This is a genomic window from Streptomyces sp. NPDC096311 (assembly GCF_044763085.1).
Taxonomy (GTDB): domain Bacteria; phylum Actinomycetota; class Actinomycetes; order Streptomycetales; family Streptomycetaceae; genus Streptomyces.
On the sequence record NZ_JBIWFN010000009.1, the window covers coordinates 168,106 to 193,517 of the forward strand.

16 protein-coding genes and 2 pseudogenes are annotated in these 25,412 nt (G+C 69.8%); 6 read left to right on the plus strand and 12 right to left on the minus strand.

Annotated features, from left to right (window positions below):
* The first annotated feature begins 159 nt into the window (after positions 1-159).
* Positions 160-987 carry a class I SAM-dependent methyltransferase gene (locus ACIRA5_RS23745; protein WP_403693541.1) on the plus strand — a complete coding sequence of 276 codons (828 nt, stop codon included), beginning with the start codon at positions 160-162 and terminating at the stop codon, positions 985-987.
* 121 nt (positions 988-1,108) lie between these two features.
* Here the strand turns inward: ACIRA5_RS23745 and ftsH are convergent, their stop codons facing one another.
* The 6 genes from ftsH to ACIRA5_RS23775 form a co-directional block, all read right to left on the minus strand.
* Complete coding sequence (gene ftsH / locus ACIRA5_RS23750) at positions 1,109-3,046, minus strand: ATP-dependent zinc metalloprotease FtsH (RefSeq protein WP_403693543.1); 1,938 nt, start codon at positions 3,044-3,046, stop codon at positions 1,109-1,111.
* Positions 3,047-3,220: 174 nt separating this feature from the next.
* Complete coding sequence (gene ffh / locus ACIRA5_RS23755; RefSeq protein WP_403693545.1) at positions 3,221-4,774, minus strand: signal recognition particle protein; 1,554 nt, start codon at positions 4,772-4,774, stop codon at positions 3,221-3,223.
* A 162-nt stretch (positions 4,775-4,936) separates the two neighbouring features.
* Positions 4,937-7,372 (minus strand): [protein-PII] uridylyltransferase, encoded by a 2,436-nt coding sequence (locus tag ACIRA5_RS23760; RefSeq protein WP_403693866.1) that lies wholly within the window; start codon positions 7,370-7,372, stop codon positions 4,937-4,939.
* 42 nt (positions 7,373-7,414) lie between these two features.
* A complete protein-coding gene (locus tag ACIRA5_RS23765) occupies positions 7,415-7,753 on the minus strand; it encodes a P-II family nitrogen regulator (RefSeq protein ID WP_054235369.1) in 339 nt (112 codons plus the stop codon).
* The gene (locus ACIRA5_RS23770; RefSeq protein WP_403693547.1) at positions 7,750-9,087 is read right to left on the minus strand and encodes an ammonium transporter; all 1,338 of its coding nucleotides are present in this window, start codon (positions 9,085-9,087) and stop codon (positions 7,750-7,752) included. The genes ACIRA5_RS23765 and ACIRA5_RS23770 overlap by 4 nt, the downstream gene beginning before the upstream one ends.
* Positions 9,088-9,424: 337 nt before the next feature.
* A complete protein-coding gene (locus ACIRA5_RS23775; protein WP_403693549.1) occupies positions 9,425-10,900 on the minus strand; it encodes a hypothetical protein in 1,476 nt (491 codons plus the stop codon).
* Between the two features lie 458 nt (positions 10,901-11,358).
* On the opposite strand from ACIRA5_RS23775, the gene ACIRA5_RS23780 reads away from it, so the two are divergent.
* On the plus strand, positions 11,359-12,021 hold the full coding sequence (locus ACIRA5_RS23780; RefSeq protein WP_403693550.1) for a bifunctional DNA primase/polymerase: 663 nt from the start codon (positions 11,359-11,361) through the stop codon (positions 12,019-12,021).
* 105 nt (positions 12,022-12,126) lie between these two features.
* On the opposite strand, the gene ftsY is transcribed toward ACIRA5_RS23780, so the two are convergent.
* A complete protein-coding gene (ftsY, locus tag ACIRA5_RS23785) occupies positions 12,127-13,335 on the minus strand; it encodes a signal recognition particle-docking protein FtsY (protein ID WP_403693551.1) in 1,209 nt (402 codons plus the stop codon).
* Between the two features lie 220 nt (positions 13,336-13,555).
* Here ftsY and ACIRA5_RS23790 point away from each other — a divergent pair.
* Positions 13,556-14,886 (plus strand): annotated as a pseudogene (locus ACIRA5_RS23790) (cytosine permease); the annotation flags it as partial.
* Positions 14,887-14,931: 45 nt separating this feature from the next.
* Positions 14,932-15,903 carry an LLM class flavin-dependent oxidoreductase gene (locus tag ACIRA5_RS23795; RefSeq protein ID WP_403693553.1) on the plus strand — a complete coding sequence of 324 codons (972 nt, stop codon included), beginning with the start codon at positions 14,932-14,934 and terminating at the stop codon, positions 15,901-15,903.
* A gap of 87 nt (positions 15,904-15,990) precedes the next feature.
* On the opposite strand, the gene ACIRA5_RS23800 is transcribed toward ACIRA5_RS23795, so the two are convergent.
* From ACIRA5_RS23800 to ACIRA5_RS23815, 4 genes are all read right to left on the minus strand, one after another.
* Positions 15,991-17,409, minus strand: coding sequence for a sugar porter family MFS transporter (locus ACIRA5_RS23800; RefSeq protein ID WP_403693554.1), 1,419 nt, complete (start codon positions 17,407-17,409; stop codon positions 15,991-15,993).
* Between the two features lie 252 nt (positions 17,410-17,661).
* Complete coding sequence (locus ACIRA5_RS23805; RefSeq protein ID WP_403693556.1) at positions 17,662-21,420, minus strand: AAA family ATPase; 3,759 nt, start codon at positions 21,418-21,420, stop codon at positions 17,662-17,664.
* A gap of 215 nt (positions 21,421-21,635) precedes the next feature.
* A complete protein-coding gene (locus ACIRA5_RS23810; protein ID WP_028802434.1) occupies positions 21,636-21,839 on the minus strand; it encodes a hypothetical protein in 204 nt (67 codons plus the stop codon).
* Between the two features lie 381 nt (positions 21,840-22,220).
* Complete coding sequence (locus tag ACIRA5_RS23815; protein WP_054235378.1) at positions 22,221-22,502, minus strand: acylphosphatase; 282 nt, start codon at positions 22,500-22,502, stop codon at positions 22,221-22,223.
* 140 nt (positions 22,503-22,642) lie between these two features.
* On the opposite strand from ACIRA5_RS23815, the gene ACIRA5_RS23820 reads away from it, so the two are divergent.
* Positions 22,643-23,632, plus strand: a complete 990-nt coding sequence (locus ACIRA5_RS23820) for a CAP domain-containing protein (RefSeq protein WP_403693558.1) — start codon at positions 22,643-22,645, stop codon at positions 23,630-23,632.
* Here ACIRA5_RS23820 and ACIRA5_RS23825 read toward each other — a convergent pair.
* Positions 23,626-23,942, minus strand: a pseudogene (locus ACIRA5_RS23825) (tyrosine-type recombinase/integrase); the annotation flags it as partial. The gene ACIRA5_RS23820 and the pseudogene ACIRA5_RS23825 sit on opposite strands and share 7 nt — an antisense overlap.
* A gap of 742 nt (positions 23,943-24,684) precedes the next feature.
* Here ACIRA5_RS23825 and ACIRA5_RS23830 point away from each other — a divergent pair.
* Positions 24,685-24,873, plus strand: coding sequence for a hypothetical protein (locus ACIRA5_RS23830; RefSeq protein ID WP_266588930.1), 189 nt, complete (start codon positions 24,685-24,687; stop codon positions 24,871-24,873).
* The last annotated feature ends 539 nt before the right edge of the window (positions 24,874-25,412 follow it).

Consider the following 25,412-nt stretch of genomic DNA (forward strand, 5'->3'; position numbering starts at 1 on the left):
TTGTGCCGCGCGCGGACAGCGCGCAAGCAGCGCGCCACAACCCCTGGACGGCGCGACGAGTGGGGAGTTACCTGACATACGGGGGAAGAGCGAGCGCACTGCACGGGGGCAAGGGAAACGGGGCGCAGCGGCAACTCTCGGCGGATTGGGGCGCTTTCGATGACACCTACGCTCGTGCGGCATCACCTACCTCACGCGGCTGCGCCGCCCCGGGTGGATCCGTGTGCACGCGCGCGTGACTGGGCCGAGATCCAGGAGCGGATGCTGGTGCCGCTCTACGAAGCCGTCTACGAGCGGCTCGAAGTGGGCGCCGGGACGCGGGTCCTCGGCCTGCGCTGCGGTACGGGGCTGGCCCTTCTGATGGCGGCCTCCCGGGGAGCGGCGGTGACCGGCGTCGACTCCTCTTCGCCCGAACGGGTGACCCTCGCGCGAGAGCGGTTGCTGCCGGACGGGTGGGGCACACGCGCGCGTGCCGACGCCCGGATCGCGGAGGGGTCCCCCTCGGACCTCGTCGACCCGACGGCGGCCGCGTACACGCTGGTGACCGCGTTCGAGCCGATCGGGTGCGCGCCGGGGGACGCCGAGGAACTCGGGGAACTGCTGTCGGCGGCGACTCCGCTCGCCGAGCGGGGGGCGGCCGTGGTGCTGGTCGGATGGGGGCCGCCGGAGCGGTGTGCCACGTCCGCGGTGCTGCCGGGCGAGGGGTGCGGGCAGGCTCCTCGCCGGGACGACCTGGAGGAGGTGGCCCAGCGGGCCGGGCTCCGGCCGGACGGGTCCGGGCGGGTGGCGTGTCCCTTCGGGTACGCGGACGTGGAGAGCGCGGTGCGGGGGCTGTTGTCGACCGGGCTGTTCGACGCGGCGGTCGGTGCGACGGATGTGGTGCAGGTGGGCAAGGAGCTGACGGAGGCGCTGCATCCGTATCAGCGCGGGGACGGCACGGTGTGGATGCCGAACATCTTCCGGTACCTGATCGCACGCACGGGCTGAAGTCGCAGGGTCTACGCCTCCGCCACCCCGGCCCGTCCCATCCCTGGGGGCTCTGCCAAAAGACCTCCGCCGAAATACGCGCAGTTCCCCGCGCCTCTGAAGAGGAACGCGGGGAACTGGCTCACACCTCCTCCTTCTTCACGCGCGTCACTCCCGCGATCCGGTATGCCTGTGCCTCCTCCAGCGTCTCGTTCGCGAGGAGGGCCTCCGCGAGGGCGTTCAGTTGGTCCCGGTGGTCGCGGAGCTTCTGGCACGCCTCCTCGTAGCACTCGTCGACGATGCGCCGCATCTCGTGGTCGATGGAGTCGAGGGTGGCCGGCGCGGCGGCGAGGCCGTAGGCCTGCTGGGCGTCGTTCGGGAGGGCGGAGAGGCGGCCGACCCGTTCGCTCATGCCCCAGCGGGCGACCATGCCACGAACGACGTTGGTGACCTGTTCGAGGTCGTTCTCGGAGCCGGTCGTGACGACTCCGTAGACGACGTGTTCGGCGGCCATGCCCCCCAGGGCTCCGATGATGCGACCGCGCAGGTACTCCTCGGTGTACGCGTACCGGTCCGCGTCCGGCGTCGAGAGCGTGACGCCCAGCGCTCGCCCGCGCGGGACGATGGTGATCTTGCGAACCGGGTCGGCGCCCGGCTGCAGCATGCCCAGGAGGGCGTGGCCGCTCTCGTGGTACGCGGTCCTGCGGCGTTCCTCGTAGGGCATCACCAGGGAGCGTTCCGCACCCAGCTGGACCTTCTCCAGCGCCTCGGAGAGGTCCGAGGGTGTCACCTGGTCCTTCTTGCGCTTGACGGCGAGCAGCGCCGCCTCGTTGGCGAGGTTGGCCAGATCCGCACCGGTCATGCCCGGCGTCGTACGGGCCACCCGGGCCAGGTCCACCTCCGGGGACAGCGGGATCTCGCGGGTGTGGATCCGCAGGATCGCCTCACGGCCACGGCGGTCGGGGGGCGAGACGTTGACGACCCGGTCGAAGCGGCCGGGCCGGGTCAGCGCCGGGTCCAGGATGTCCGCGCGGTTCGTCGCCGCGATGACGATGACGCCCTCGGAGCCCGAGAAGCCGTCCATCTCGGTGAGGATCTGGTTCAGGGTCTGCTCGCGCTCGTCGTGGCCGCCCATCGCCGAGCCGCCGGCCCGGGACCGCCCGATGGTGTCGATCTCGTCGATGAAGATGATCGAAGGGGCCACTTTTCGGGCCTCGGCGAAGAGTTCGCGGACCCGGGACGCGCCCACACCCACGATCATCTCGATGAACTCGGATGCCGAGGCCGAGAAGAACGGGACGCCCGCCTCCCCCGCCACGGCCCGTGCGAGCAGGGTCTTTCCGGTGCCGGGCGCACCCGCGAGGAGGACACCTCGCGGCATCTTCGCGCCCATCCTGCGGTACGCGTCCGGATTCTTGAGGAAGTCGACGACGTCGTTCAGTTCGCCTTCGACCTCGTCGATTCCGGCCACGTCGGAGAAGGTCGTGCGCTGGGCGCCCGGCTGTAGTTCGACCGGTTTCGGGGGTGCCTTGCGGCCGAGCATGCCGCCCGGGCCGCCGAGGCCCGTCCGCAGCCGCCGGGCGAAGAACATCCACAGCAGTACCAGGAGCACGATCGGGGCCAGGGAGATCAGCAGGTTGGACAGGAAGCTGCGCTGCTGGACCACCGGTGAGGCGGTCACCGTGACGTGGTGTGTCTCCAGGTTCTGCCACAGCTTGTCGTCCGCGAAGGACGGGCGCTGGGTCTTGAACTTGGTGTACTTCCCGCCGCCGTCCGGATTGGCCTGGGCGGTCTTGAGCTGGCCCTGGATCGCGTCGCCCTTGGAGTAGATCTTGGTGATGTTGTCGTTGCCGACCTGCTTGCTGAACTCCGTGTAGGAGATCGTCGGCTCGGTGCCCTCGTTGAAGAAGGACAGCACCAGGAGGGCGATCACGAACACGACCAGGACGGCGACGACGAGGCCGATCCAGCCGCCGGGCATCTTCCTTCTCCCGGAGGGCGGACCGGTCGAGTCCGGTGGCGTTCCCTCGGTACGCCACGGCTGGTCGGGGTCCTTGCGCGGCGGCACAGGGTTGCTCATATCAGGACGTTACGACACGAAATACTCGCCAGCATGCGCAGAAAAGGCCGCTGGGGGCACCCCTCCGAAGAGGGGTGCCCCCAGTGAGGTACGAGAACGACCCCCGTACGGAAGAACCTGTACGGGATTCCCGTACAGGAAACCCGTATGAAAAACCCGTACGGAAAGGAACCGTCAGCCCATGAACTTCTTGAACTCGTCCGGCAGCTCGAAGTCCTGAGCCTGCTGCCCGGCCGGCAGGCCGAAGGCGCCGCCTGGCTGGGCACCGGCCTCACGGCGGGCCGCGGCCTCTTCCTCCTGCTGCTTGCGCTTCATCGGGTTGCCGGAGCGCTGCTTGCCCTTGGCCGCCTTCTGCTTCTTCTTGGCCCGGCCGGGGCCGCCACCCATGCCCGGGATCCCGGGCATTCCGGGCATGCCGCCGCCCTGGGCCATGCGAGACATCATCTTGCGGGCCTCGAAGAAGCGCTCGACCAGGTTCTTGACCGCGCTGACCTCGACACCCGAGCCCTTGGCGATACGGGCGCGGCGCGAGCCGTTGATGATCGTCGGCTCCTGGCGCTCGCCCGGCGTCATCGACTTGATGATGGCGGCCGTGCGGTCGACGTCGCGCTCGTCGAGGTTGTTGATCTGGTCCTTGATCTGGCCCATGCCCGGGAGCATGCCGAGCAGCTTGCTGATGCTGCCCATCTTCCTGACCTGCTCCATCTGGGCCAGGAAGTCGTCCAGGGTGAAGTCCTGGCCCTTCTTGGACGCCAGCTTGGAGGCCATCTTCTCGGCCTCTTCTTGGCTGAACGTCTTCTCCGCCTGCTCGATCAGGGTGAGCAGGTCACCCATGTCGAGGATGCGGGAGGCCATCCGGTCCGGGTGGAAGGCGTCGAAGTCGTCGAGCTTCTCGCCGTTCGACGCGAACATGATCGGCTTGCCGGTGACCGAGGCGATGGAGAGCGCGGCACCACCGCGGGCGTCACCGTCGAGCTTCGACAGGACGACGCCGTCGAAGCCGACGCCGTCGCGGAAGGCCTCGGCGGTGTTGACCGCGTCCTGGCCGATCATCGCGTCGACGACGAAGAGGATCTCGTCCGGCGAGACGACGTCGCGGATGTCCGCGGCCTGCTGCATCATCTCCTGGTCGATGCCGAGGCGACCGGCGGTGTCCACGATCACGATGTCGTGGACCTTGGTCTTCGCGAACTCCATGGAGTCCTTGGCGACCTTGACCGGGTCACCGACGCCGTTGCCCGGCTCGGGGGCGTAGACGGCCACACCGGCGCGCTCGGCGACGACGCTGAGCTGGTTCACGGCGTTGGGGCGCTGGAGGTCGGCGGCCACGAGGAGCGGAGAGTGGCCCTGGTCCTTGAGGTGCTTGCCGAGCTTTCCGGCGAGCGTGGTCTTACCGGCACCCTGAAGACCCGCGAGCATGATCACGGTGGGCGGGTTCTTGGCGAACCGCAGGCGGCGGGTCTCGCCGCCGAGGATCGTGACGAGCTCATCGTTCACGATCTTCAGGACCTGCTGGGCCGGGTTCAGCGCCTTGGAGACCTCGGAGCCGAGGGCGCGCTCCTTGACGTTCTTGATGAAGGTCCGCACGACCGGCAGGGCCACATCGGCTTCGAGGAGCGCGATACGGATCTCGCGGGCCGTGGCGTCGATGTCCGCCTCGGAGAGCCGGCCTTTCCCGCGGAGGTTTTTGAAAGTCGCGCTCAGGCGGTCTGAGAGGGTATCGAACACGGTGGCGTCGGTCCTCGGAGTCGGGGGCGGTTTGGGTTGCCCTCCAGGGTATCTGCCCGAAAAGGGTTGGTGTCCCCTGCCCGGTGTGAATACCCGACAGGGACCACGTTCGATGGACGGAGACAGGACCGCGAGGTCACTCCCGCCCCATCTGCCACGAGGTCATCCCCGCAGCATCTCCTCCAGCCCACGCGCCACCGAAACCGCCTCCTCCGCGGGCAGGGGCGCGCCCTTGGGGCCGGTCACGTAGAAGGCGTCCACGGCGTTGGCGCCGAGGGTGGAGACATGCATGCTGCGTACCCATACGCTCGCGTCCTCCAGGGCCCGCCCGATGCGGTGCAGCAGGCCGGGAGCATCGTGGGCGCGGACCTCGATGACCGTCGCGTGGCGGGAGGCGGCGGAGGCGACCGTCACCCGGGGCGGCGGCGCGATCGTGCCCCGGCGGCGCGGATAGGCGGCGTCGCGCTCGGCGAGCCGGGCCGTGATGTCCAGGGAGCCGTCCAGGGCGCGCACGAGGTCGGCGCGCAGCCGGGCGGCCTGCGGCAGAGAGCCGTACTCGGCGGCGACCCGCCAGTTGAGCAGCAGCACCGAGCCCTCGACGCCGTCGGGCAGGTCCAGGGCGCGCAGCTCGGCCGTGCGCACGGTCAGTCGGTGCATCGCGAGGACACCGGCGACCGCGGGGAGCACTCCGGGCTGGTCGGGCACGGCGATGAGCAGTTCCACGCCCAGGGGCTCGGGATCGCCGGTGGGCTCCTCCTCGGTGGGCGGTTCGGTCTGCGCGCGCAGTGCCAGTACGGGGCCGCCGGTGCGGAACGCCTCGATGGCGAGCCGCTCCTGCTCGGCCGTGGGCGCGGCGGCCTCGGGTTCCTCGGGGGCGCCTCCGGCGAGCACGGCGGCGACCCGTTTGACCAGGTCGGCGACGAGGGATCCGCGCCAGGAGGACCAGGCCGCGGGCCCCGTGGCCAGCGCGTCCGCTTCGGTGAGGGCGTGCAGCAGTTCGAGGGTGCCCTGCGATCCGACGGCCTCGGCGACCGAGCGGACGGTCGCCGGGTCCTCCAGGTCGCGTCGGGTCGCGGTGTCGATGAGCAGCAGGTGGTGGCGTACGAGGGTGGCGAGCACCGCCACGTCGGCGCGGTCGAAGCCGATGCGGGCGGCCACGTCCCGGGCGATGATCTCGCCGGCCACGGAGTGGTCGCCGGGCCAGCCCTTGCCGATGTCGTGCAGCAGAGCGGAGACGAGGAGGAGGTCGGGGCGGCCCACGCGACGGGCCAGTTCGGAGGCGCGGACGGCCGTCTCGATGAGGTGGCGGTCGACGGTCCAGATGTGCACGGCGTTGCGCTGCGGGCGGCAGCGCACCCGCTCCCAGTCGGGCAGGAGCCGGGTGATCAGACCCTCGGCCTCCAGTGCCTCCCAGACCTCGATGGTCGGGCGGCCCGAGCCGAGCAGCGTGACGAGCTGTTCCCGGGCCTCGGCGGGCCAGGGAGTGGGCAGTGGGCGTGCGACGGCGGCCATGCGCCGTACGGCGTGCAGGGAGAGCGGGAGCCCTGCCTGTGCGGCGGCAGCCGCGGCACGCAGCGGGAGTACGGGGTCGCGCTCGGGGCGCGCGGCGCGGGCGAGTACCACCTCGCCGTCCATCTCGACCACACCCTCGGCGAGCGGTGAGCGCTCCACCGCGGGCTTGGCACCGCCGCCGAGCATGGCGCGCAGCCGTGGCCGCACAGCGCGCGACTTGAGCACGCGTCCCACTTCGCGCCAGGTGACGTCACTGGCGTACGACACGACGCGCGCGGCCTCGTACACCTGGCGCAGCAGGGTGTCGGCGTCCAGGAGTCCGAGTTCGGCGGCGACCTGGTCCTGCTCCTGGAGCGCGAGGCGGTCGGTGGCGCGGCCGGTGGTGAGGTGGAGGGCGTCGCGGACGTCCAGGAGCCTGCGGCGGGCGTCCGCGAGGCCCTCACGGGGCGCGTCAGCGAGCCAGGAGGCGGCGACGGCCCGCAGGGCGGTGGCGTCGCGCAGGCCGCCGCGAGCCTCCTTCAGGTCCGGTTCCAGGAGGTACTGCAGCTCGCCCTGGCGCTCGGCGCGCTCGGCGCACAGCTCCTGGAGTTCGGGGAGGCGTTTCGGCGCGAGGTTGCGCCAGTCGGCGAGGACGGCCGTACGCAATCCGGCGGTGAGGCCGAGGTCGCCCGCGATGTGGCGGGCGTCCAGCAGGCCGAGCTGCACCTTCAGGTCCGCGCCCGCGGTCTTGCGTGCCTCCCCCGGCGTACGCACCGAGTGGTCGAGGGCCAGGCCCAGGTCCCAGATCGGGTACCAGATGCGGTCGGCGAGCGCGGCGACCGTGCCGGCGTCGGCGCCGTCGTGCAGGAGCAGCAGGTCGAGATCGCTGCGTGGCGAGAGTTCTCCGCGGCCGTAGCCGCCGACGGCGACGAGCGAGACGCCGCGCAGTCCCTCGGCACCCGCACCGAACAGGCCGGTCAGCCATTCGTCCGTGAGTTCGGCGAGGGCGGCACGGCGCGGCGGCCCGGACTGCGCCCCCTCCTGGAGGAGGCGCAGCCGGGCCGCCGCGTAGCCGCTGGGTCCCGAGTCCTCTGCTTCCGTACGCATCTCCGCACTCGTCACCCAGTGGCTCCTGTTCTGATCTTCTGTTTAGAGCGCGTCCGGGCCGCGCTCGCCGGTCCGGACCCGGACGGCCGTCTCGACCGGGATGGACCACACCTTGCCGTCACCGATCTTGCCGGTGCGTGCCGCCTTCACGACGACATCGATCAGCTGTTCAGCGTCGTCGTCCTCGGCCAGCACCTCGATGCGAATCTTGGGGACCAGGTCGACGGTGTACTCGGCACCACGGTAGACCTCGGTGTGTCCCCGCTGCCGACCGTAGCCGCTGGCCTCCGTGACCGTGAGACCGTGCACCCCGAAGGCCTGGAGGGCCTCCTTGATCTCGTCGAGCCGGTGGGGCTTCACGACGGCGGTGATGAGCTTCATGCGTCCACCTTCTTGCTCTGCGTACCCGCGAGGGCGGAAACCGAGCCGCCGACGATGCCGCCGCCCGCTCCGCTGAAGTCGTATGCGGTCTCGGCGTGCTCGGCCTGGTCGATGCCGGCGATCTCCTCGTCCTCGGTGACCCGCATGCCCATCGTCTTGTCGATGATGAAGGCGAGGATCGCGGAGACGACCAGGGAGTAGCCGAGGACGGCGAAGACACCGGCGCACTGCTTCCAGAACTGGGTGAGACCGCCGCCGTAGAAGAGGCCCTCGACGGTGGACTGGCCCTTGCCGCTGGCGAAGAAGCCGATCAGCAGCGAGCCGATGACACCGCCGACGAGGTGCACGCCGACCACGTCGAGGGAGTCGTCGTAGCCGAACTTGTACTTGAGGCCGACGGCCATGGCGCACACGACACCGGCGATGGCTCCGACGGCGATCGCGCCGAGCGGGGAGACCGCGCCACCCGACGGGGTGATGGCGACCAGACCGGCGACCGCGCCGGAGGCGGCGCCCAGCGTGGTGAACGCGCCGTGGCGGATCTTCTCGTAGATGAGCCAGGCCAGCATGGCGGCGGCGGTGGCGATCTGCGTGTTGACGAACATCAGCGCGCCGACGCCGTCGTCGTTGCCGAGCCACGAACCGGCGTTGAATCCGAACCAGCCGAACCACAGCAGACCGGAGCCGAGCATCACCAGCGGGAGGCTGTGCGGACGCATCGGGTCCTTCTTGAAGCCGACGCGCTTGCCGATGACCAGGATCACGCCGAGCGCCGCGGCACCCGCGTTGATGTGGACCGCCGTACCACCGGCGAAGTCGATCACGCCGAGGTCGAACGCCCAGCCGCCGGTGCCCCAGACCCAGTGCGCGACCGGGAAGTAGACGACCGTGGCCCACAGCGTGATGAACAGCGCCCACGCCGTGAACTTCACCCGGTCCGCCAGCGCACCGCTTATCAGCGCGGGCGTGATGATGGCGAACATCAGCTGGAAGACCATGAAGACGAAGATCGGGATGGTGTAGCCCGGCCACAGCTCCGTCAGGCCGATGTTGCTCAGGCCGACCCAGTCCGAGGTCCAGCCGATGAACGAACCCTTGTCCGTGCCGAAGGCGAGCGAGAAGCCGTACAGCACCCACAGGATCGTGATGATCCCCATGCTGATGAAACTCATCATCAGCATGTTCAGGGTGCTCTTGACACGGACCATGCCTCCGTAGAAGAAGGCGAGGCCGGGGGTCATGATCAGCACCAGGGCGGAAGCGATGAGCATGAACCCGGTGTTGGCGGCCGAGAGCTTGGGAGCTTCTGCGGCTAGCGTGATGGCTGGTGCCATCGGCGTCTCCTCGTCGTTGGTACGGCCCCGTGCGGGCGAAGCCTGAGCGGTCATGAGGGGTGGGCCGGTTATGCGCCATGAGATTGACGCAGCGCGGTTTCCGTAGACGCCCCTCGATGTTTCGCCGTAGTGACGAAGGCACCTCGTGTGTTACGCCTCCATGAACTGACTGATACCGGGCGGAGCGATCGTTATCGTGGCGCAACCTTCCCAGAAGGCAAACGAACCGGCCACGGCTGGTCGTCCGATGACCTGGCATGGGGGAGCCGAGTCGGGCGGTTCGGGACGACCGGCCGTGGCCGGGGTACTGGGATCGGACCGCTTCCGCGGCCCGGGCTCAGACCGCTTCCGCGGTCTCGGGAAGGTCGACGGCGAGCTGCTCGCTGAGGTCCACGACCTCAGCGAGGTCACCGAAGTCGCGGACGGCCGTGTCGACCGTCTTTCGGATACGAGTGTTCACGCGCTCGGAGCGCACCTTCTTGGCGATCGCCATCGCGTCCTTGGCCAATACCGCACTCTGCTCGGGCTCGCGCCGCAGCAGGTGCACCGTGGCCATGCCGATGAGATTGAGTGCGTACGAACGCTGGTGCTCGCCGTCCTTGGCGAAGAGGTCGACGGCCTGCTGCATCAGGGGTTCGGCGAGCGAGGCGTACGTGGGGCTGCGGCCCGCGACGTAGGCCAGATCGCGGTAGGAGTGCGAGTTCTCGCCGTGCAGCTCGGCCAGCGAGAAGAAGCGGATCCAGTCGGGGTCCGGGTCGTCCCACTCGTGAACGTCCTCGAAGCTGTCCTCGGCCATCCGGACGGCCCGCTTGCACTTTCCGGGCTGGCCCATGTTCGCGTAGGCGCGGGCCTCCATCGCATACAGCATGGCCTGGGTGCGCGGGCTCGCGCAGTCACGGCTTCCGTACTGCGCCAAATGGATGAGTTCGAGCGCGTCGTCGGGCCGGCCGAGGTGGATCATCTGGCGACTCATGCTGGAGAGGATGTACGAGCCCAGCGGCTTGTCGCCCGCCTCCTTGGCGGCGTGCAGGGCGAGCACGAAGTACTTCTGCGCGGTGGGTTGCAGCCCCACGTCATAGCTCATCCAGCCCGCCAGCTCGGCCAGCTCGGCGGCGACCATGAACAGGCGTTTGCTGGTCGCCCCGGGCTGCGGCTCCTGGAGCAGGTCGGTCACCTCGTGCAGCTGGCCGACGACCGCCTTGCGGCGCAGACCGCCGCCGCACTGGGCGTCCCACTGGCGGAACATCACCGTGGTGGACTCCAGCAGGTCCAGCTCGGGCTGGGAGAGCCGGCCGGGGCGGCGCGCGGCGGCCGGGGACTCGGGCTCCTCCTGGGGCGCGGCGGGCGAGGGCACCAGCCAGCGCTGCATGGGCTCGATGAGGGCGGGGCCCGCGGCGAGGGCCAGCGAGCTGCCGAGGAAGCCACGCCGCGCCAGCATCAGGTCACTGCGCGAGTACTCGCTGATCAGCGCCACGGTCTGCGGGCCGGTCCAGGGCAGGTCGACACCCGAAACGGACGGTGACTGGTGGGCGGCACGCAGGCCGAGGTCCTCGACGGCGACCACACAGCCGAACCGCTCGGAGAACAGCTCGGACAGGATCCGCGGAATCGGCTCGCGCGGATTCTCGCCGTCCAGCCAGCGGCGCACCCGTGAGGTGTCCGTGGAGATGTGATTGGCCCCCAACTGGCGGGCTCTTCGGTTCACTTGCCGCGCCAGCTCGCCCTTCGACCAGCCACTGCGCACGAACCACGAGCCCAACAGCTCATTCGGGCGCTTGTCAGCGTTCGTACCGCTTCCGCCGTTGCCGCCCACTGGAACGCCCCCAACCCTGAGACCACTTGTACGCTGCGTGCGCCAAGCCCTATCAGAATGCCGGTAAATACGGCCGCACGTCCGGCAGTTCTCACCCTTCGAACGGGAAGCCGACTTGCCTCCGGCATACCCACGAGTGCATACGTCCCCAGGACTCGTGCACTCAAAGTAATCCTACGATCACGCGTCCAGCCATGGCGATCCCGGAAACGCCACCATTCGCCACCCCTTCGAATGAACTCCTGATCGCCTGTACGCGATTCACTTGACATAGGACAGCCAGAAGTGGCGAAACGATGCATTCGGGGGCGCACGCCGCCGGGTACACCACCCGGGACGCTTCCGGGCGCCGCCGGGATCGCGTCGCCAGCCACGTGACATCCGGGGACGGGAACACACTGAGTGATGTTCCGCGTTCAAGGCGTAACCGTCGACGCGTTGGACCCGTTGGAGGGGGCATGGGCTTCACGATCGGCAGCAGTCGGGGAATGCGCGAAAGCCGGCCCGGCACCCGTCGCCGCGGCCGCTCGTCGGAGTGCACCGCGGTGGCCGAGTTCACGGGGCTGTGGGGCTGGGACGTGGTCCCCGGCGCCCGGGCCGCCGCGGGCGCGTGCTCCTGCGGCAAGGCCGGCTGCCGCACGCCGGGGGCGCATCCGCTGGACTTCGCGCCGGTGCTCGAAGCAGGCGCCACGCTCGGCGAGGTCTCCGAGACCTGGGGCGAGTTCCCGGGTGCCGCGGTGATGCTGCCGGTCGGCCGCGCGTTCGACGTCATCGAGGTCGCCGAGGCCGCCGGGCGCCGCGCGCTCGTCCGCCTGGAGCGGATGGGCCTGCCCACCGGGCCGGTCACCGCGACCCCGGACGGCCGCGCCCACTTCTTCGTCGCCCCCGGCGCCGCGGCCGAGCTCCCCGAGCTGCTCTACCGGATGGGCTGGGACGACGCCTCCCTCGACCTGCACGGCCTCGGCCCCGGTACGTACGTGACCGCCCCGCCCTCCGACCGCGCCGGCCTCGGTCCGGTCCGCTGGCTGCGCTCCCCCGCCCTGGACTCGGCGACGAAGCCGCCGCAGGCGCGGTTGCTGCTGGGGACGCTGGCGTACGTGGCGCACCGGTCGCGCGCGTAACGACACCGATACCGATACCGACCTACACAGCGAAGCGTCCGCCCCCGGACTGCACCTCGGGGGCGGACGCTTCCAGAACCACCTACCAACGTCGGAAGGTGGGGGTCACTCTCCGATAAGGGCGTCAACGAACGCCTCCGGCTCGAACGGCGCCAGGTCGTCCGCGCCCTCGCCCAGACCCACCAGCTTGACCGGCACCCCCAGCTCGCGCTGGACCGCGATCACGATGCCGCCCTTCGCGGTGCCGTCGAGCTTGGTCAGCACGATGCCGGTGATGTCGACGACCTCGGCGAAGACGCGGGCCTGCACCAGACCGTTCTGGCCGGTCGTGGCGTCGAGGACCAGCAGCACCTCGTCGAGCGGGGCGTGCTTCTCGACGACACGCTTGACCTTGCCGAGCTCGTCCATGAGCCCGGTCTTGGTGTGAAGTCGTCCGGCCGTGTCGATGAGGACGGCGTCGGCGCCCTCCTCGATGCCCTCCTTGACCGCGTCGAAGGCGATCGAGGCGGGATCACCGCCCTCGGGGCCCCGCACGGTACGGGCACCTACGCGCTCGCCCCAGGTCTGCAGCTGGTCGGCGGCGGCGGCACGGAAGGTGTCGGCGGCGCCGAGCACCACGTTCTTGCCGTCGGCGACGAGGACGCGGGCGAGCTTGCCGGTGGTGGTGGTCTTCCCGGTGCCGTTGACACCGACGACCATCACGATGCCCGGGGTGTCGAGGTTCGAGTCGGTCTTGACCGTACGGTCGAACTCGGGGACGAGAAGCTGCAGCAGCTCCTCGCGCAGCAAGGTGCGCAGTTCGTCGGGCGTCCGCGTGCCGAGCACCTTCACGCGCTCGCGCAGCCGCTCGACCAGCTCCTGGGTGGGCTGCACGCCGACGTCGGCGGTCAGCAGCGTGTCCTCGATCTCCTCCCAGGTGTCCTCGTCGAGGTGCTCGCGCGAGAGGAGCGTGAGCAGCCCCTTGCCGAGCGCGTTCTGCGAGCGCGAGAGGCGGGCGCGCAGGCGCACCAGGCGCCCCGCGGTCGGCTCCGGGATCTCGATCGCGGGAGCTTCGACAACGGGTTCGGGTTCCTCGACGACGACCGGCGCGGCCGAGCCGTCCGGGAGATCCACCTCCTCTATCGTCCGGCGCTCTTCGTCGTGCGGGATCTCGGCCTCGTCGCCGATGTGCGGCTCGGCCGGAGGGGCGGTGATGTCGGGCGTGGTGGGGGGCGCCGGGGGCAGCGACTTCTTGCGGCGACTGCCGATGACGAGCCCGCCGAGTGCGCCGATCACGACCACGGCGATGACTACAGCAAGGATGACGGTTTCCATAACGCGTCCAGTATGCGTGACCTCACGCCCGGACAGTCGTCGTCCGTGTGGGGCCGCGTGCCCCGCGGGCCGGGCTGGTCCGCCGCCCGGCCATGCGTCGGCGGGAACCCTTTGAAGGCGGAGTCACCACGCTCCCCAGTGTCGCTTCCGAGGGGTGCGTCGGGGTGCGCGCAGCGTACCCAGGATGTGTCACGGCCCATACCGTGGACCGTGACACGCCCTCGCCGCCAACATCGACGTGTCGCAGGCCATGGGCGCGACCCTGGCCGTCTCCCACGGACTCGACTTCTGGCAGGCGCCGGCCGTCGGCCTCGCGGCGCCGGTCATGTCGTACGGCCTGGTGGCTCTGGTCGGCATCGCGGGCAAGCGGGGCGGCGCTCCGGGCCTGACCCTGTCCCGCGCGGTCTTCGGCCAGCGCGGAAATCTCCTTGCGGGTGCGCTGATCTGGATCGCCCGCCGGGGCTGGGAGACGATCAACACGGTGACGGGCTCCTACGCCCTGCTGACCATCCTGAACATGTTCTTCGGCATCAGGAGCAACACGTTCCTGATCGTCGCGACGCTGCCGGCCTTCGTGGTCGGGACGTTCGTGATCTCGGGCCTCGGCATCAGCGCCGTCCGGACGTGCAGCACGTGGGCGACGTGGCTCTTCGGCGGCTTCTGCGTGCTCGTCCTCGGCCATCCGGTCGCGGACACGGACTGGGGCAGGGTCTTCGGGCAGCCCGCCGGCCCGACACCCCTGATGATCACAGGAGTCGGACTGATCGCGGCGGGCGGCATCAGCTGGGCGCCGTGGGCGCCGGACTTCACGCGCTATCTGCCGCGTACGGCCTCGTCGGCGGCGATCGTGCGCAATGCGGTGTCCGGCGCCTGCGCCGTCGTACTGCCCCTGATCCTGATGGGCGCGGTGATGGCGGTCTCGACGCCGGACCTGGCCTCGGCCGCCGACCCGGTCTCCTTCGTCGGCACGATCCTGCCGCTGTGGATCGCGGTGCCCTACCTGCTCATCGCGCTGGTCGGCATGCCGCTGATCAACGCGATGTCGATGTACTCGGCGGACTTCACCGCTCACACCCTCGGCATCACGGTGTCGCGGCACCGGGCGGTCGCGGTCAACGCCGTGATCTCACTGGTCCTCGGCGGCGTCCTGATGCTGGTGGCTACCCCCTGCATGGGCTCGTGCATCGCGTTCCTGTCGCTGCTCGCGGTCGCGTTCCCGGCCTGGGTCGGCGCCTTCGGCGCGGACAGCTGCACCGTGCGGAGTACGACGCCGGGGCCCTGCTCGACACCACGCGCACCAGCGCCTACTGGTACCGGGGCGGCTTCAGCCCGGCCGCGGTCGCCGCGTGGGCGCTCGCGCTCGGCTCGGGCCTGCTGTTCAGCACGTCCGACTGGTTCACGGGACCGCTGGCGTCGAACAACCCCGTCGGCGACGGCCTCGGCTGGGTGGCGACCGTCGCGGTCTCCTTCCTGCCGTACGCGGTACCGCCGAAGCCCGCGGTGGCGCCCGTGGCGCAGCCCGCGAAAGGGTCCGCGACTATGGCCGTCTGATGCACCGTCAGCTACCGTCCCCCTCCACACCGAAGGGGGGCTCCCATGCCCGTAACCGTCGTGCGCTTCAACCTCGTCGACCCCGCCGCCACCCCGGCGTCGCTGAGCGCCCGCTACAAGGCGGCCGTCGAGATGGCCGCCTACGCCGACGACCGCGGCATCACCACCGTGCAGACCGAGGAACACCACGGAGTGGCCAACAACTGGCTGCCCTCGCCGTTCGCCTTCGCGGGCGCGGTCTTCGGAGCGACCCGGCACCTCGCGGTCACCGTCTCCGCGGTCATCGGCCCGCTGCACGATCCACTGCGCCTCGCCGAGGACATCTCCGTGCTCGACCTGCTCAGCGGCGGCCGCCTCGTCACCGTCGCGGGCATCGGCTACCGGCCCGAGGAGTACGCCCTGTTCGACGTCGACTGGAAGCGGCGCGGTGCGCTCCAGGACGAGCTCCTGGAGACGGTGCTGAAGGCGTGGACCGGCGAGGAGTTCACCTACCGGGACCGTACGGTACGGGTCACACCGCGCCCCTTCTCCGACCCGCACCCGCTGCTGCTGGTCGGCGGCTCGTCCAGGGCGGCGGCCCGGCGCGCCGCCCGGCTCGGGCTCCCCTTCTTTCCCAGCGCGCACCTCCCCGAGCTGGAGGCGTACTACAAGGAGCGGCTCGTCGAGTACGGCACCGAGGGCTGGACCATGATGCCCGCCGCCGAGACCCCGCTGCTGCACATCGCCGAGGACCCGGACCGGGCGTGGGCCGCGTACGGCGGGCACTTCCTGCACGAGGCACGGACGTACGCCTCCTGGCAGTCCGGTGACATCCGCTCGGCGGTGAAGTCGGCTGCCACGACGGTCGAGGAACTGCGCGCGGAGGGCGTGTACCGGATCCTGACCCCCGACCAGTGCGTGGCGCAGGGTCTCGACAACCACGTGCTGCACCCGCTGTCCGGCGGGATGCCGATCGACGAGGGCTGGCGCAGCCTGCACCTGTTCTGCGAAGACGTACTGCCCCGGCTCGGTGATTGAGCCAGGGCAGTACGTCTTACGGGTACGAGGAGAGGGGCAGCGGGGACTTGGCCCTTCTCCTCGAGTCTCGGGGCCTCTTCAGGAGGCTCAGCCCATTTCCTCCAGCGTCTTGCCCTTGGTCTCCTTCACGTACTTGAGCACGAAGGGGATGGAGAGCGCGGCGAAGATCGTGTAGATCACGTAGGTCGCGGAGAGGTTCCAGTCGGCCAGCGACGGGAAGCTCGCGGTGATGGCCCAGTTGGCGATCCACTGCGCGGAGGCGGCGACGCCGAGGGCGGCGGCGCGGATCCGGTTCGGGAACATCTCACCGAGGAAGACCCAGACCACGACACCCCAGGACAGGGCGAAGAAGAGGACGAAGACATGCGCGGCGATGAGGGCGACCCAGCCCTGTGTCGCCGGCAGCTTGCCGTCCACGAGGTTGTACGAGAAGGCCCAGGCCTCGAGTCCGAGACCGATGACCATACCGACGGAACCGATGAGGGCCAGCGGCTTGCGGCCGATCCGGTCCACGAAGATCATCGCGATCACGGTGCCGATGATGTTGATGATCGACGTCGTGAACGAGTAGAAGAACGACTCCGAGGGGTCGACGCCGACCGACTGCCACAGCGTCGAGGAGTAGTAGAACGCGACGTTGATGCCGACGAACTGCTGGAAGACCGAGAGGCCGATGCCGACCCACACGATCGGCTTGAAGAAGAAGCTGCCGCCGAGCAGGTCCTTGAAGGTCGACTTGTGCTCGCTCTTCATGGCGTGCTCGATCTCGGCGACGCGGGCCGTCAGATCGATCTTGTCGCCCTCGACCTCCTTGAGCACCTCACGGGCGCGGTCTTCCTTGCCCACGGAGATCAGGAAGCGCGGCGACTCGGGGATCGCGAAGGAGAGCAGACCGTAAAGGACGGCCGGGACGACCATGACACCGAGCATGACCTGCCAGGCCTCGACGCCCAGCAGCTTGCCGCGCTGGTCGCCGCCGGCGGCGTTCAGGATGCCCCAGTTGACCAGCTGCGAGATGGCGATGCCGATGACGATCGCGGCCTGCTGGAAGGAGCCCAGGCGTCCGCGGTACGCGGCCGGGGAGACTTCGGCGATGTAGGCGGGGCCGATGACGGAGGCCATACCGATGGCGAATCCGCCGATGATGCGCCAGAAGGCGAGGTCCCACAGCGCGAACGGCAGCGCGGAACCGACGGCGCTGACCGTGAAGAGGACGGCGGAGATCTGCATGCATCGGATGCGGCCGATGCGGTCGGCTATGCGGCCCGCGGTCGCCGCGCCGATGGCGCAGCCGATCAGCGCGATGGCGATGACCTGGGCCAGGGTCGCCGAGCCGATGTCGTAACGGCTACGGATCGCCTCGACGGCACCGTTGATCACGGCACTGTCGTAACCGAACAGGAAGCCGCCCATTGCGGCCGCCGCCGCGATGAAGATGACATGCCCGAGATGTTCGGGGTGAGCCGTCCTGGCTCCTGGTTGGGGTGCCTGCGCGGTGCTGGTCACGTGTAACTCCTCGGGCACCCGGCCTCGCTGCCGGGGGTGTGGGGGCAAGCCCTTCGGTGGTGGTACCAGTGGCGCACAACTTCGCAGCCCCCACCACCTGAAGGTAAAAGCAACGTTGCAGAGACTATGCCTTCAAGTATCGAAGTCAACAGTTCGGAAGCTGTGAATTTTTCGCACCCAAGCGGTCATCGAGCGTTCACTACTTGAATTCAACTAGAAGCCCAGGTCAAGACCGGTGTGCGCTACACGCATCTAGCGGAGCCGCTGGCTGATGACCTTCGACACACCGTCGCCCTGCATGGAGACGCCGTACAGCGCGTCGGCGACCTCCATCGTCCGCTTCTGGTGCGTGATCACGATCAGCTGCGAGGCCTCCTGCAGCTCCTGCATGATCCGGATCAGCCGCTGCAGGTTGGTGTCGTCGAGCGCCGCCTCCACCTCGTCCATCACATAGAACGGACTGGGCCGCGCCTTGAAGATCGACACGAGGAGCGCGACGGCGGTGAGAGACCTCTCCCCACCGGACAGCAGGGACAGCCGCTTCACCTTCTTGCCGGGGGGCCGTGCCTCGACGTCCACGCCCGTGGTGAGCATGTTGTCGGGGTCGGTCAGGATCAGTCGCCCGTCCCCTCCCGGGAACAGCCTGCTGAAGACACCCTCGAACTCACGAGCGGTGTCCCGGTACGCCTCGGTGAAGACCTGTTCGACGCGCTCGTCGACCTCCTTCACCACCTGCAGCAGATCGGCCCGCGTCTTCTTGAGGTCCTCCAGCTGCTCGCTGAGGAACTTGTGACGCTCCTCCAGCGCGGCGAACTCCTCCAACGCCAGCGGATTGACCTTCCCCAGCTGTGCGTAGGCCCGCTCGGCCGACTTGAGCCGTCGCTCCTGCTCGGCACGGTGGAAGGGCCGGGGCTGGTTGCGCGGGTGCTCCGGGTCCTCGGGCAGTTCCTCGCCCTCGGCGGGGAGCGAGGGCGGCACGAGCTGGCCCGGACCGTAGTCCGCGACAAGCCCCGCCGGTTCGACACCGAGCTCCTCCAGCGCCTTCGTCTCCAGCTGCTCTATCCGCAGCCGCTTCTCGGCACCGAGTACCTCGCCGCGGTGAACCGAATCCGTGAGTTTGTCGAGCTCCGCCTTGAGATCGCGGCCTTCGTTGCGCGCGGCGACAAGATCCTGCTCACGGCGGGCCTTGGCCGTGTCGGCGGCGGTGCGCTCCTCCTCGGCGCGGCGCAGTGACACCTCGACGTGCGCCAGGAGTTGCCGCGCTCCGGAGGCGACGGCCTCGGCGACCGCCGCCTCGTGCCGCAGCCGGGCCCGCCGCTGCTCCGCACGCGCGCGTGCCTCACGTTCCGCCCGCGCGGCCCGGTCGAGCCCGTCGGCCCGTCCCGCCAGCCCCTTCACCCGCTCCTCGTGCGTGCGCACCTGGAGCCGGGCCTCCATCTCGGTCTGCCGCGCGTTGGCGCCGTCCGCGGCGAGCCGATCCCGTACGGCCGTGTCGGGCTCCTCCTCGACGGGCATCTCCTCCGCCACGGCGAGCCGCTCCGCCAGCTCCTCGGCCTCCTCCACGGCCCGGTCGAGCGCCTCCTGCGCCCGCGCCGCGGCGGCGGTGCTCCGCTCGGCCTCCCCGGCCGCGCCGCGCGCCTGCCCGGCCAGCCGCCCCAACTGCTGTGCCACGGACGACTTCTCGCGCTCGGCGGCCCGTCGCCGCTCCCCCAGCTCCTCGACGAGCGCGGCCCGCTCCCCCCGCTCCTCGACGGCCCGGTGCTGCGCCGCGCCGAGTTCCTCGCACCGCACGGCGAGCTCCTCGAGCTCGGCAGCCGCCTCGTCGACGGACGCCTGCACTTCGAGGAGGCTGGGCGCCCCGGCGGACCCACCATGCGCGAAGTGCGCTCCGAGCAGGTCCCCCTCCGCGGTGACCGCGGTCAACTCCGGCCGCGCGTCGACCAGATCCTCGGCGTCCTCGAGGGTGCCGACCACGACGATCCCGCGCAGCAGCCGGCGTACGGCAGGCATGAGCTCGGCGGGACCACGGACGAGGTCCGCGGCGTACGGCGGCCCGGTGGGGGCCCTCCGCGGCGCTGCGTCACCGGAGGCTCCGTTCGCGGGCAGAGCCCCTGGGGTGGCCCTTGGGGTGACGTCGTCCGTAGAGGCCGCGGAGGGGCTCGTACCGCCGGATGTGTCACGCCCGTCGGGGTGAGCGCCGATGGGCACCCCGCCGGAAGCGATGTCACCCACCGCCCGGTGCTGCCCGGTGCCGTCGATGCCCCTGGCCTCGGGTGCCCCCGCCTCCTCCGGAGCCCCGGCCAGCAGCAGGGCCGCGCGGCCGGCGTCCTGCTTGCGCAGCAGTCGGATGGCTTCGGCGGCCGAGGCGGGGGTGGTGACCGCGATGGCGTCCGCCGCGGCGCCGAAGGCGGCGGCGAGCGCGACCTCGTGGCCGGGGGTGATGGACAGCAGCTCGGCCGCGGGGCCGAGGAGGCCCGTGAGGCGGTCCCTGGCCCCCAGGAGCGCCCCCGTGCCGTCCTTGCGGCGCAGACCGAGGGCGAGGGCCTCGTGGCGGGCCTGGGTGGCGGCGCGCCTGCGTTCGGCCGCTGTGGCCGCCTCACGGGCTGCGCTCAGCGCGGCCTCCGCCTCGGACAGCGCCCGCTTGGCCGCCTCGTGCCGCTCCGTCAGTTCCGCGTCGCCGGCGTCCAGGCCGTCGACCTCGGCCTTCAGCTGCTCGTACTCCTCCTGCGCGGCGAACGCCCGTTCCTGGGCCTCGTCCCGGGCGACGGCGAGCCGGTCGATCTCGGCCTGGGCGGAGGCGGCCCGCGAACGGGCGGCGTTGACCTGGCCGTTGAGGCGGGCCAGGCCCTCGCGGCGGTCGGCGATGGCGCGGGCCACGTCCTTGAGGCGGCGCTCCTCGACGGCGAGCTCGCGCTCCAGTTCGGCCCGGTGCGCGACCGTGTCCTCCAAGGCGTGCTCGGCCGCCTCCAGGGCCGCTTCGAGCTCGGCCTCCTGCTCACGGATCCGCGCCGCCTCGCGCTCCATGTCCTCCGGGTCGCGCCCGCGCCGTTCCTCGGCGGGCGCCGAAGTGGCGCTCTTCACCCGCGCGTCGGCCAGCGAGATCGTGCCGCGCACCCGCTCGGCGAGCTGCGAGAGCTCGTACCAGGTCTGCTGGGCGCGCTGGAGCCGGGGCGTGAGCTGCCGGACCTCGTCCTCCAGGAGCGCCTCCCGCTGGAGCGCCTTCTTCAGTTCGGCCTCGGCGGTTTCCTTGCGTTGCTTGAGCGCGGCCTCGTCGGCGATCTCGGACTGGAGCGCCTGCCGCAGTCGTACGAGATCGTCGGCGAGCAGGCGCAGGCGGGCGTCGCGCAGGTCGGCCTGGATGACGGCGGCGCGACGGGCGACGGCGGCCTGCCGGCCCAGTGGCTTGAGCTGGCGGCGCAGTTCGTCGGTGAGGTCCTGGACGCGAGCCAGGTTCGCCTGCATCGCGTCCAGTTTCCGCAGCGCCTTCTCCTTGCGCTTGCGGTGCTTGAGGACGCCCGCCGCCTCCTCGATGAACGCGCGGCGGCCCATCGGGTCGGCGTGCAGGACGGAGTCGAGCTGGCCCTGACCGACGATGACGTGCATCTCGCGGCCGATGCCGGAGTCGGACAGCAGTTCCTGGATGTCGAGGAGGCGGCAGGTGTCACCGTTGATCTGGTACTCGCTGCCGCCGTTGCGGAACATGATCCGCGTGATGGTGACCTCGGCGTACTCGATGGGCAGCGCCCCGTCGGAGTTGTCGATGGTCAGGGACACCTCGGCCCGGCCGAGCGGCGGCCGCCCGGTGGTGCCGGCGAAGATGACGTCCTCCATCTTGCCGCCGCGCAGCGACTTGGCCCCCTGCTCACCCATGACCCAGCTCAGGGCGTCCACGACATTGGACTTGCCCGAACCATTGGGGCCCACGACACAGGTGATGCCCGGCTCGAACCGCAGCGTGGTCGCCGAGGCGAACGACTTGAACCCGCGCAGGGTCAGGGCCTTGAGGTGCACGCCGCCGGACTCTACCTTTCGGGCCGGTCTCACTCCATGAACCCACGGTTTCACCCATGAACGTGCAGGGCACACCAGACGTTAAAGAGAGTGGGAGGGCACGCGGGGGAAAGAAGAAGGGACGCCGAAGAGGCGTCCCTTGCAATTCTGACAGCTGACAACTTAGCGGTTGACACGGGCAGCCCAACCACTGCTGTCGTAGTGCGGTGCAGTGATCAGGTGAGCGCAGGCTCCGCCTGGGGTACGTCGATGCTCTCGAGAAGCGAGTCGTGAGAAGCGGCAGCCGCGAGCGCGTCGTTCTCGGCCTGAATCCGTACGAGCTCGGATTCGAGGTCCTGTACACGCTGCTGGAGCCGTCGCATCTCGGCGATGAGTCGCGGGTCGGAACCGCCGACGTAACCGAGAAGCGCCTTTGCCATGATGGATGGTCCTCCACACTGAGTGACCGACCGAAGCGGTGTGGGTCGTGAGGGATCGCACCCGCGATGCTTGACACTTACTAAATTTTTGCTGCGGATCCACATGCCAAACAGCTAAGGTGCGCGGGGCTTTCAGCGTCTCACCAAAAAGTTTGACGGTCAACACGATCACGCCCCGTATTGGCGGGCAACCCGCTGTCGCGCGGCCCTTCGGACGGCTGCGCTGCGACTCCTGCAAGACCCGGGGGGCGTGGAGATCATCCTTCTCTGCGGAGCCTGCCACGCGGAGCCGTTCTTGGCAACCACCAGGTCATTTCTGCTTCTGGCAGGTGCCGGTGGCATGCCATACCGCTTCCGCCAGGGCCGTTGCGCACGTCGCCGTCACCGGATCGCGAAGCCGTCGTAGATCCCCCGGGGCGTGTCCCAGATCTCAGTGACTCCGTCCACACGCCCGGGTGTGTCGTCCCCCTGCAGCCAGTCGAGCAGACCCTGGCATCCGGCCCGGGTTCCTTCCGCGACCACCTGGACCCGTCCGTCGTCCAAATTGAGAGCAAAGCCACTCAGGCCGCCGATCTCCAGCGCCTTGGCCCTCGTGAACCAGCGGAAACCCACACCTTGGACACGTCCGCGTACCCAAACCACCAGCCGTACAACCTCGTTCATGGGTGCACGCTAACCGGACAAAGTCTCTCGCAGCACTTCCTCCCCTCCCGCCATGCGGTACCGTCCCGACCCAATGAGTCTCATATGAAACTCACTCTTTCGAGTGAGGGACGCTGACCAAGAACGAGGAAGGCCAGGAGATGGGACGCCACGGACGCTCCGCCGTCGGCCGCGCCGCCACGGGCCGCGCCGCAGGGGTTACAGAGAATCACGGACCCCTTGCGGAAAGTTACGGCCCGGAGAATCTGTACGGCTACGCCGCCGTCGCCGACCTCCCGCCGAGCGCCGCTGCCCGCTCGCACCGCAAGCGCAAGACCGCGACGCCGGTTCGCACGGGTCTGCTCGGCGTCTCCGCGGCCGTGGCACTGGGCACCGTGGCCGTCGCCTCCGGCGTGCTGCCCGGCACCGAGAACTACTCGCTCGGTGGTGGCAGCAACAACTCCGACAGCGTGCAGGCCGTCGGGTCCCCGTCCAGCCAGGAGACCCAGCAGGGCGGTACGTCGGGCAGCGCGAGCGCGGACGGCCGCGAGGGCACGTCGACGAGCCGTGACGCCGACCGCGCCGCGTCGCCCTCGGCATCGGCTTCGACCGCTCCCGCGACCTCGTCGGCCGCGCCGACGACGGCGCCCTCCCCGGAGCCCACCAAAACCAAGCCGGGCAAGTCCGCCAACGCGAACAAGCCCGCGACTCCGCCTGGCCAGGCCTCGAAGACGAAGGCGCCCAAGACCACCGCCCCGGTCGACGTCTCCGCCCAGACGGCGGCCGAGACCGAGGTGCTCAAGCTGGTCAACGACGAGCGGGCCAAGGTCGGCTGCAGTCCGGTGGCGGCGAACAGCGCCCTGTCCGACCTCGCCCAGGCCTTCAGCGAGGACATGGCCGCGCGCGACTTCTTCGACCACACCGACCCGAGCGGGCTCAGCCCCTGGGACCGGGCGGCCAAGGCCGGGATCACCAGCCTCGGCGGCGAGAACATAGCCCGCGGACAGGCCGACGCCGCCGCCGTCATGGAGGCCTGGATGAACAGCCCCGGCCACCGGGCCAACATTCTCAACTGCGACTTCAAGACCCTGGGCGTGGGTGTGCACCTCGGCACCGGCGGTCCCTGGTGGACGCAGGACTTCGGCTACTGAGATAACCGCAGGTCACAGGCCCAGGAAAGCTCCTGGGCCGTGTCCGGGCCGTCAGCCGGAGGTTCCTCGGTGAAGACACGGTCCACGGCAGTCCGGGTACGGGTCCCGCTCGACGGCATCAGGTGGGTGTACGTCCGCAGCGTGAACCCGGGGTCGTGGTGACCGAGGTACTCGCTGAGCGCCTTGATGCTTTCCCCCGCGTCCAGGAGCACCGAGGCGTAGAAGTGCCTCAGCGCGTGCATTCCGTTGTCGCGCCCGGTCTCGGCTCCCGCTGCCCGAGCGCCGGCCGCCACACCCGGTCGTTGAAGCGTCATGGGTTCCCTTCGACACTACCCATGCCAGCGTGTGGCGCTGTCAGTAAAAGTGACGGCGAATGCTCGAACGGCCGCCTGGACGACCCGCGTTACACATTTCTCTACTTCATCGAGCCCCGGCTGCGCTCCGCTTCGCCGGGCGCGCAGGGGGGATGAGCGGAGAGCCTGGACGCCCAGTGACCGTCAGGACGAAGCCTCCGGCGGGGGCGCTCAGGCTCCGGGATGGCGGGGGCGCCGGTTGCGCGTGCCGGCCGAGTGTGGCGTGCGCGAGGTGTTCCCATCCGTCTGCCATCGACCCAGGCGGAGCCGAGCAGTCGCGGCCCAGGGCGTCAAGGTCGTTCGTACGGTGGCACGCGCCTTGTTGTAGATCGTCTTTGCCCGATCTGCCGACGCCTGGGCTTTGTTCATGTCCCCGACCGCGTACGCGTCCTTGGCCTCCTTCAGGAGCACCAGGAAGTCGTTGGCCACACCGCCGGACAGAGCTTGCCCGTCGGCAGCGTGAATGTCCTCAAGCTCCTTGATCTTCGCAGCAGCATTGCTCTCAGGACCGGATGCCCTCTTCGCCCCTCACCAGAGTGGATACGTAACGTTGCGATCCCGCCACGCATCGTCACCGTCCATCAACGCTCCCCGTCACAGCAATATCACCCGAATGGCTCAACATGGCGTGCCACCCACATGGGTGAAGATCAAGCTGACTAGTGCCCCAATTGAGGCAATCCGTGAAAGGGGAACCACATGCGCATTCGACGAATCCTCGCCGCCGTCATCGCCACGGCAGCCCTCGCCGGACTCGGTCTCACAGGCGCCGCCACCGCCACCGCCGCCAGCCTCACCCCGGGTGAGTGCGAACAGGGCGGCGGAACGGTCAATTGGGCGAACAACACCTGCAGGGGCGGTATGTACGACGGGCAGATGGTCGACTGAACCCCCCTAGGCGCCCCGCGGCCATGCGCTGCGGGGCGCTCCCGCGCGAGCGTAGCCGGGAGGGTCGCAGGGACCGTGCCGACCCGTCGGGCACGCAACCTGGGGGACACGCCCTGATCAGAGGTGAGATTCAGGCGGTACAGGGCGAGACAGGCCACCCGGAACCGGTGCTGAATCGAGCAGCGGCCAGGAACGAAGACCCCCTGACCTGCCGTAGAGGCGGGTCAGAGGGGGTCTCCCTCAGTGTGGCGACGCCAGGATTCGAACCTGGGAAGGCGAAGCCGGCGGATTTCAAGATTGTTAACGACGGGCTGGGTGATTGCAGCTCTCTCGAGCGGCCAACGGCGTTCACCGATCGGTCCACGCCACAGGCAACGCTCCTTCCCGCACGTACAGCACCCGAGCCACCCGCTGATCATCCGGCACAGCAAAGATGATGTGTCCCGTACGACAGGCGCCGGCATGGAGATACAGGAACGTGGCGCGGGCGCGCGTAAACCTTTGCGTAAACGCTTACGCAAGCCTTTACGCGGATGTTG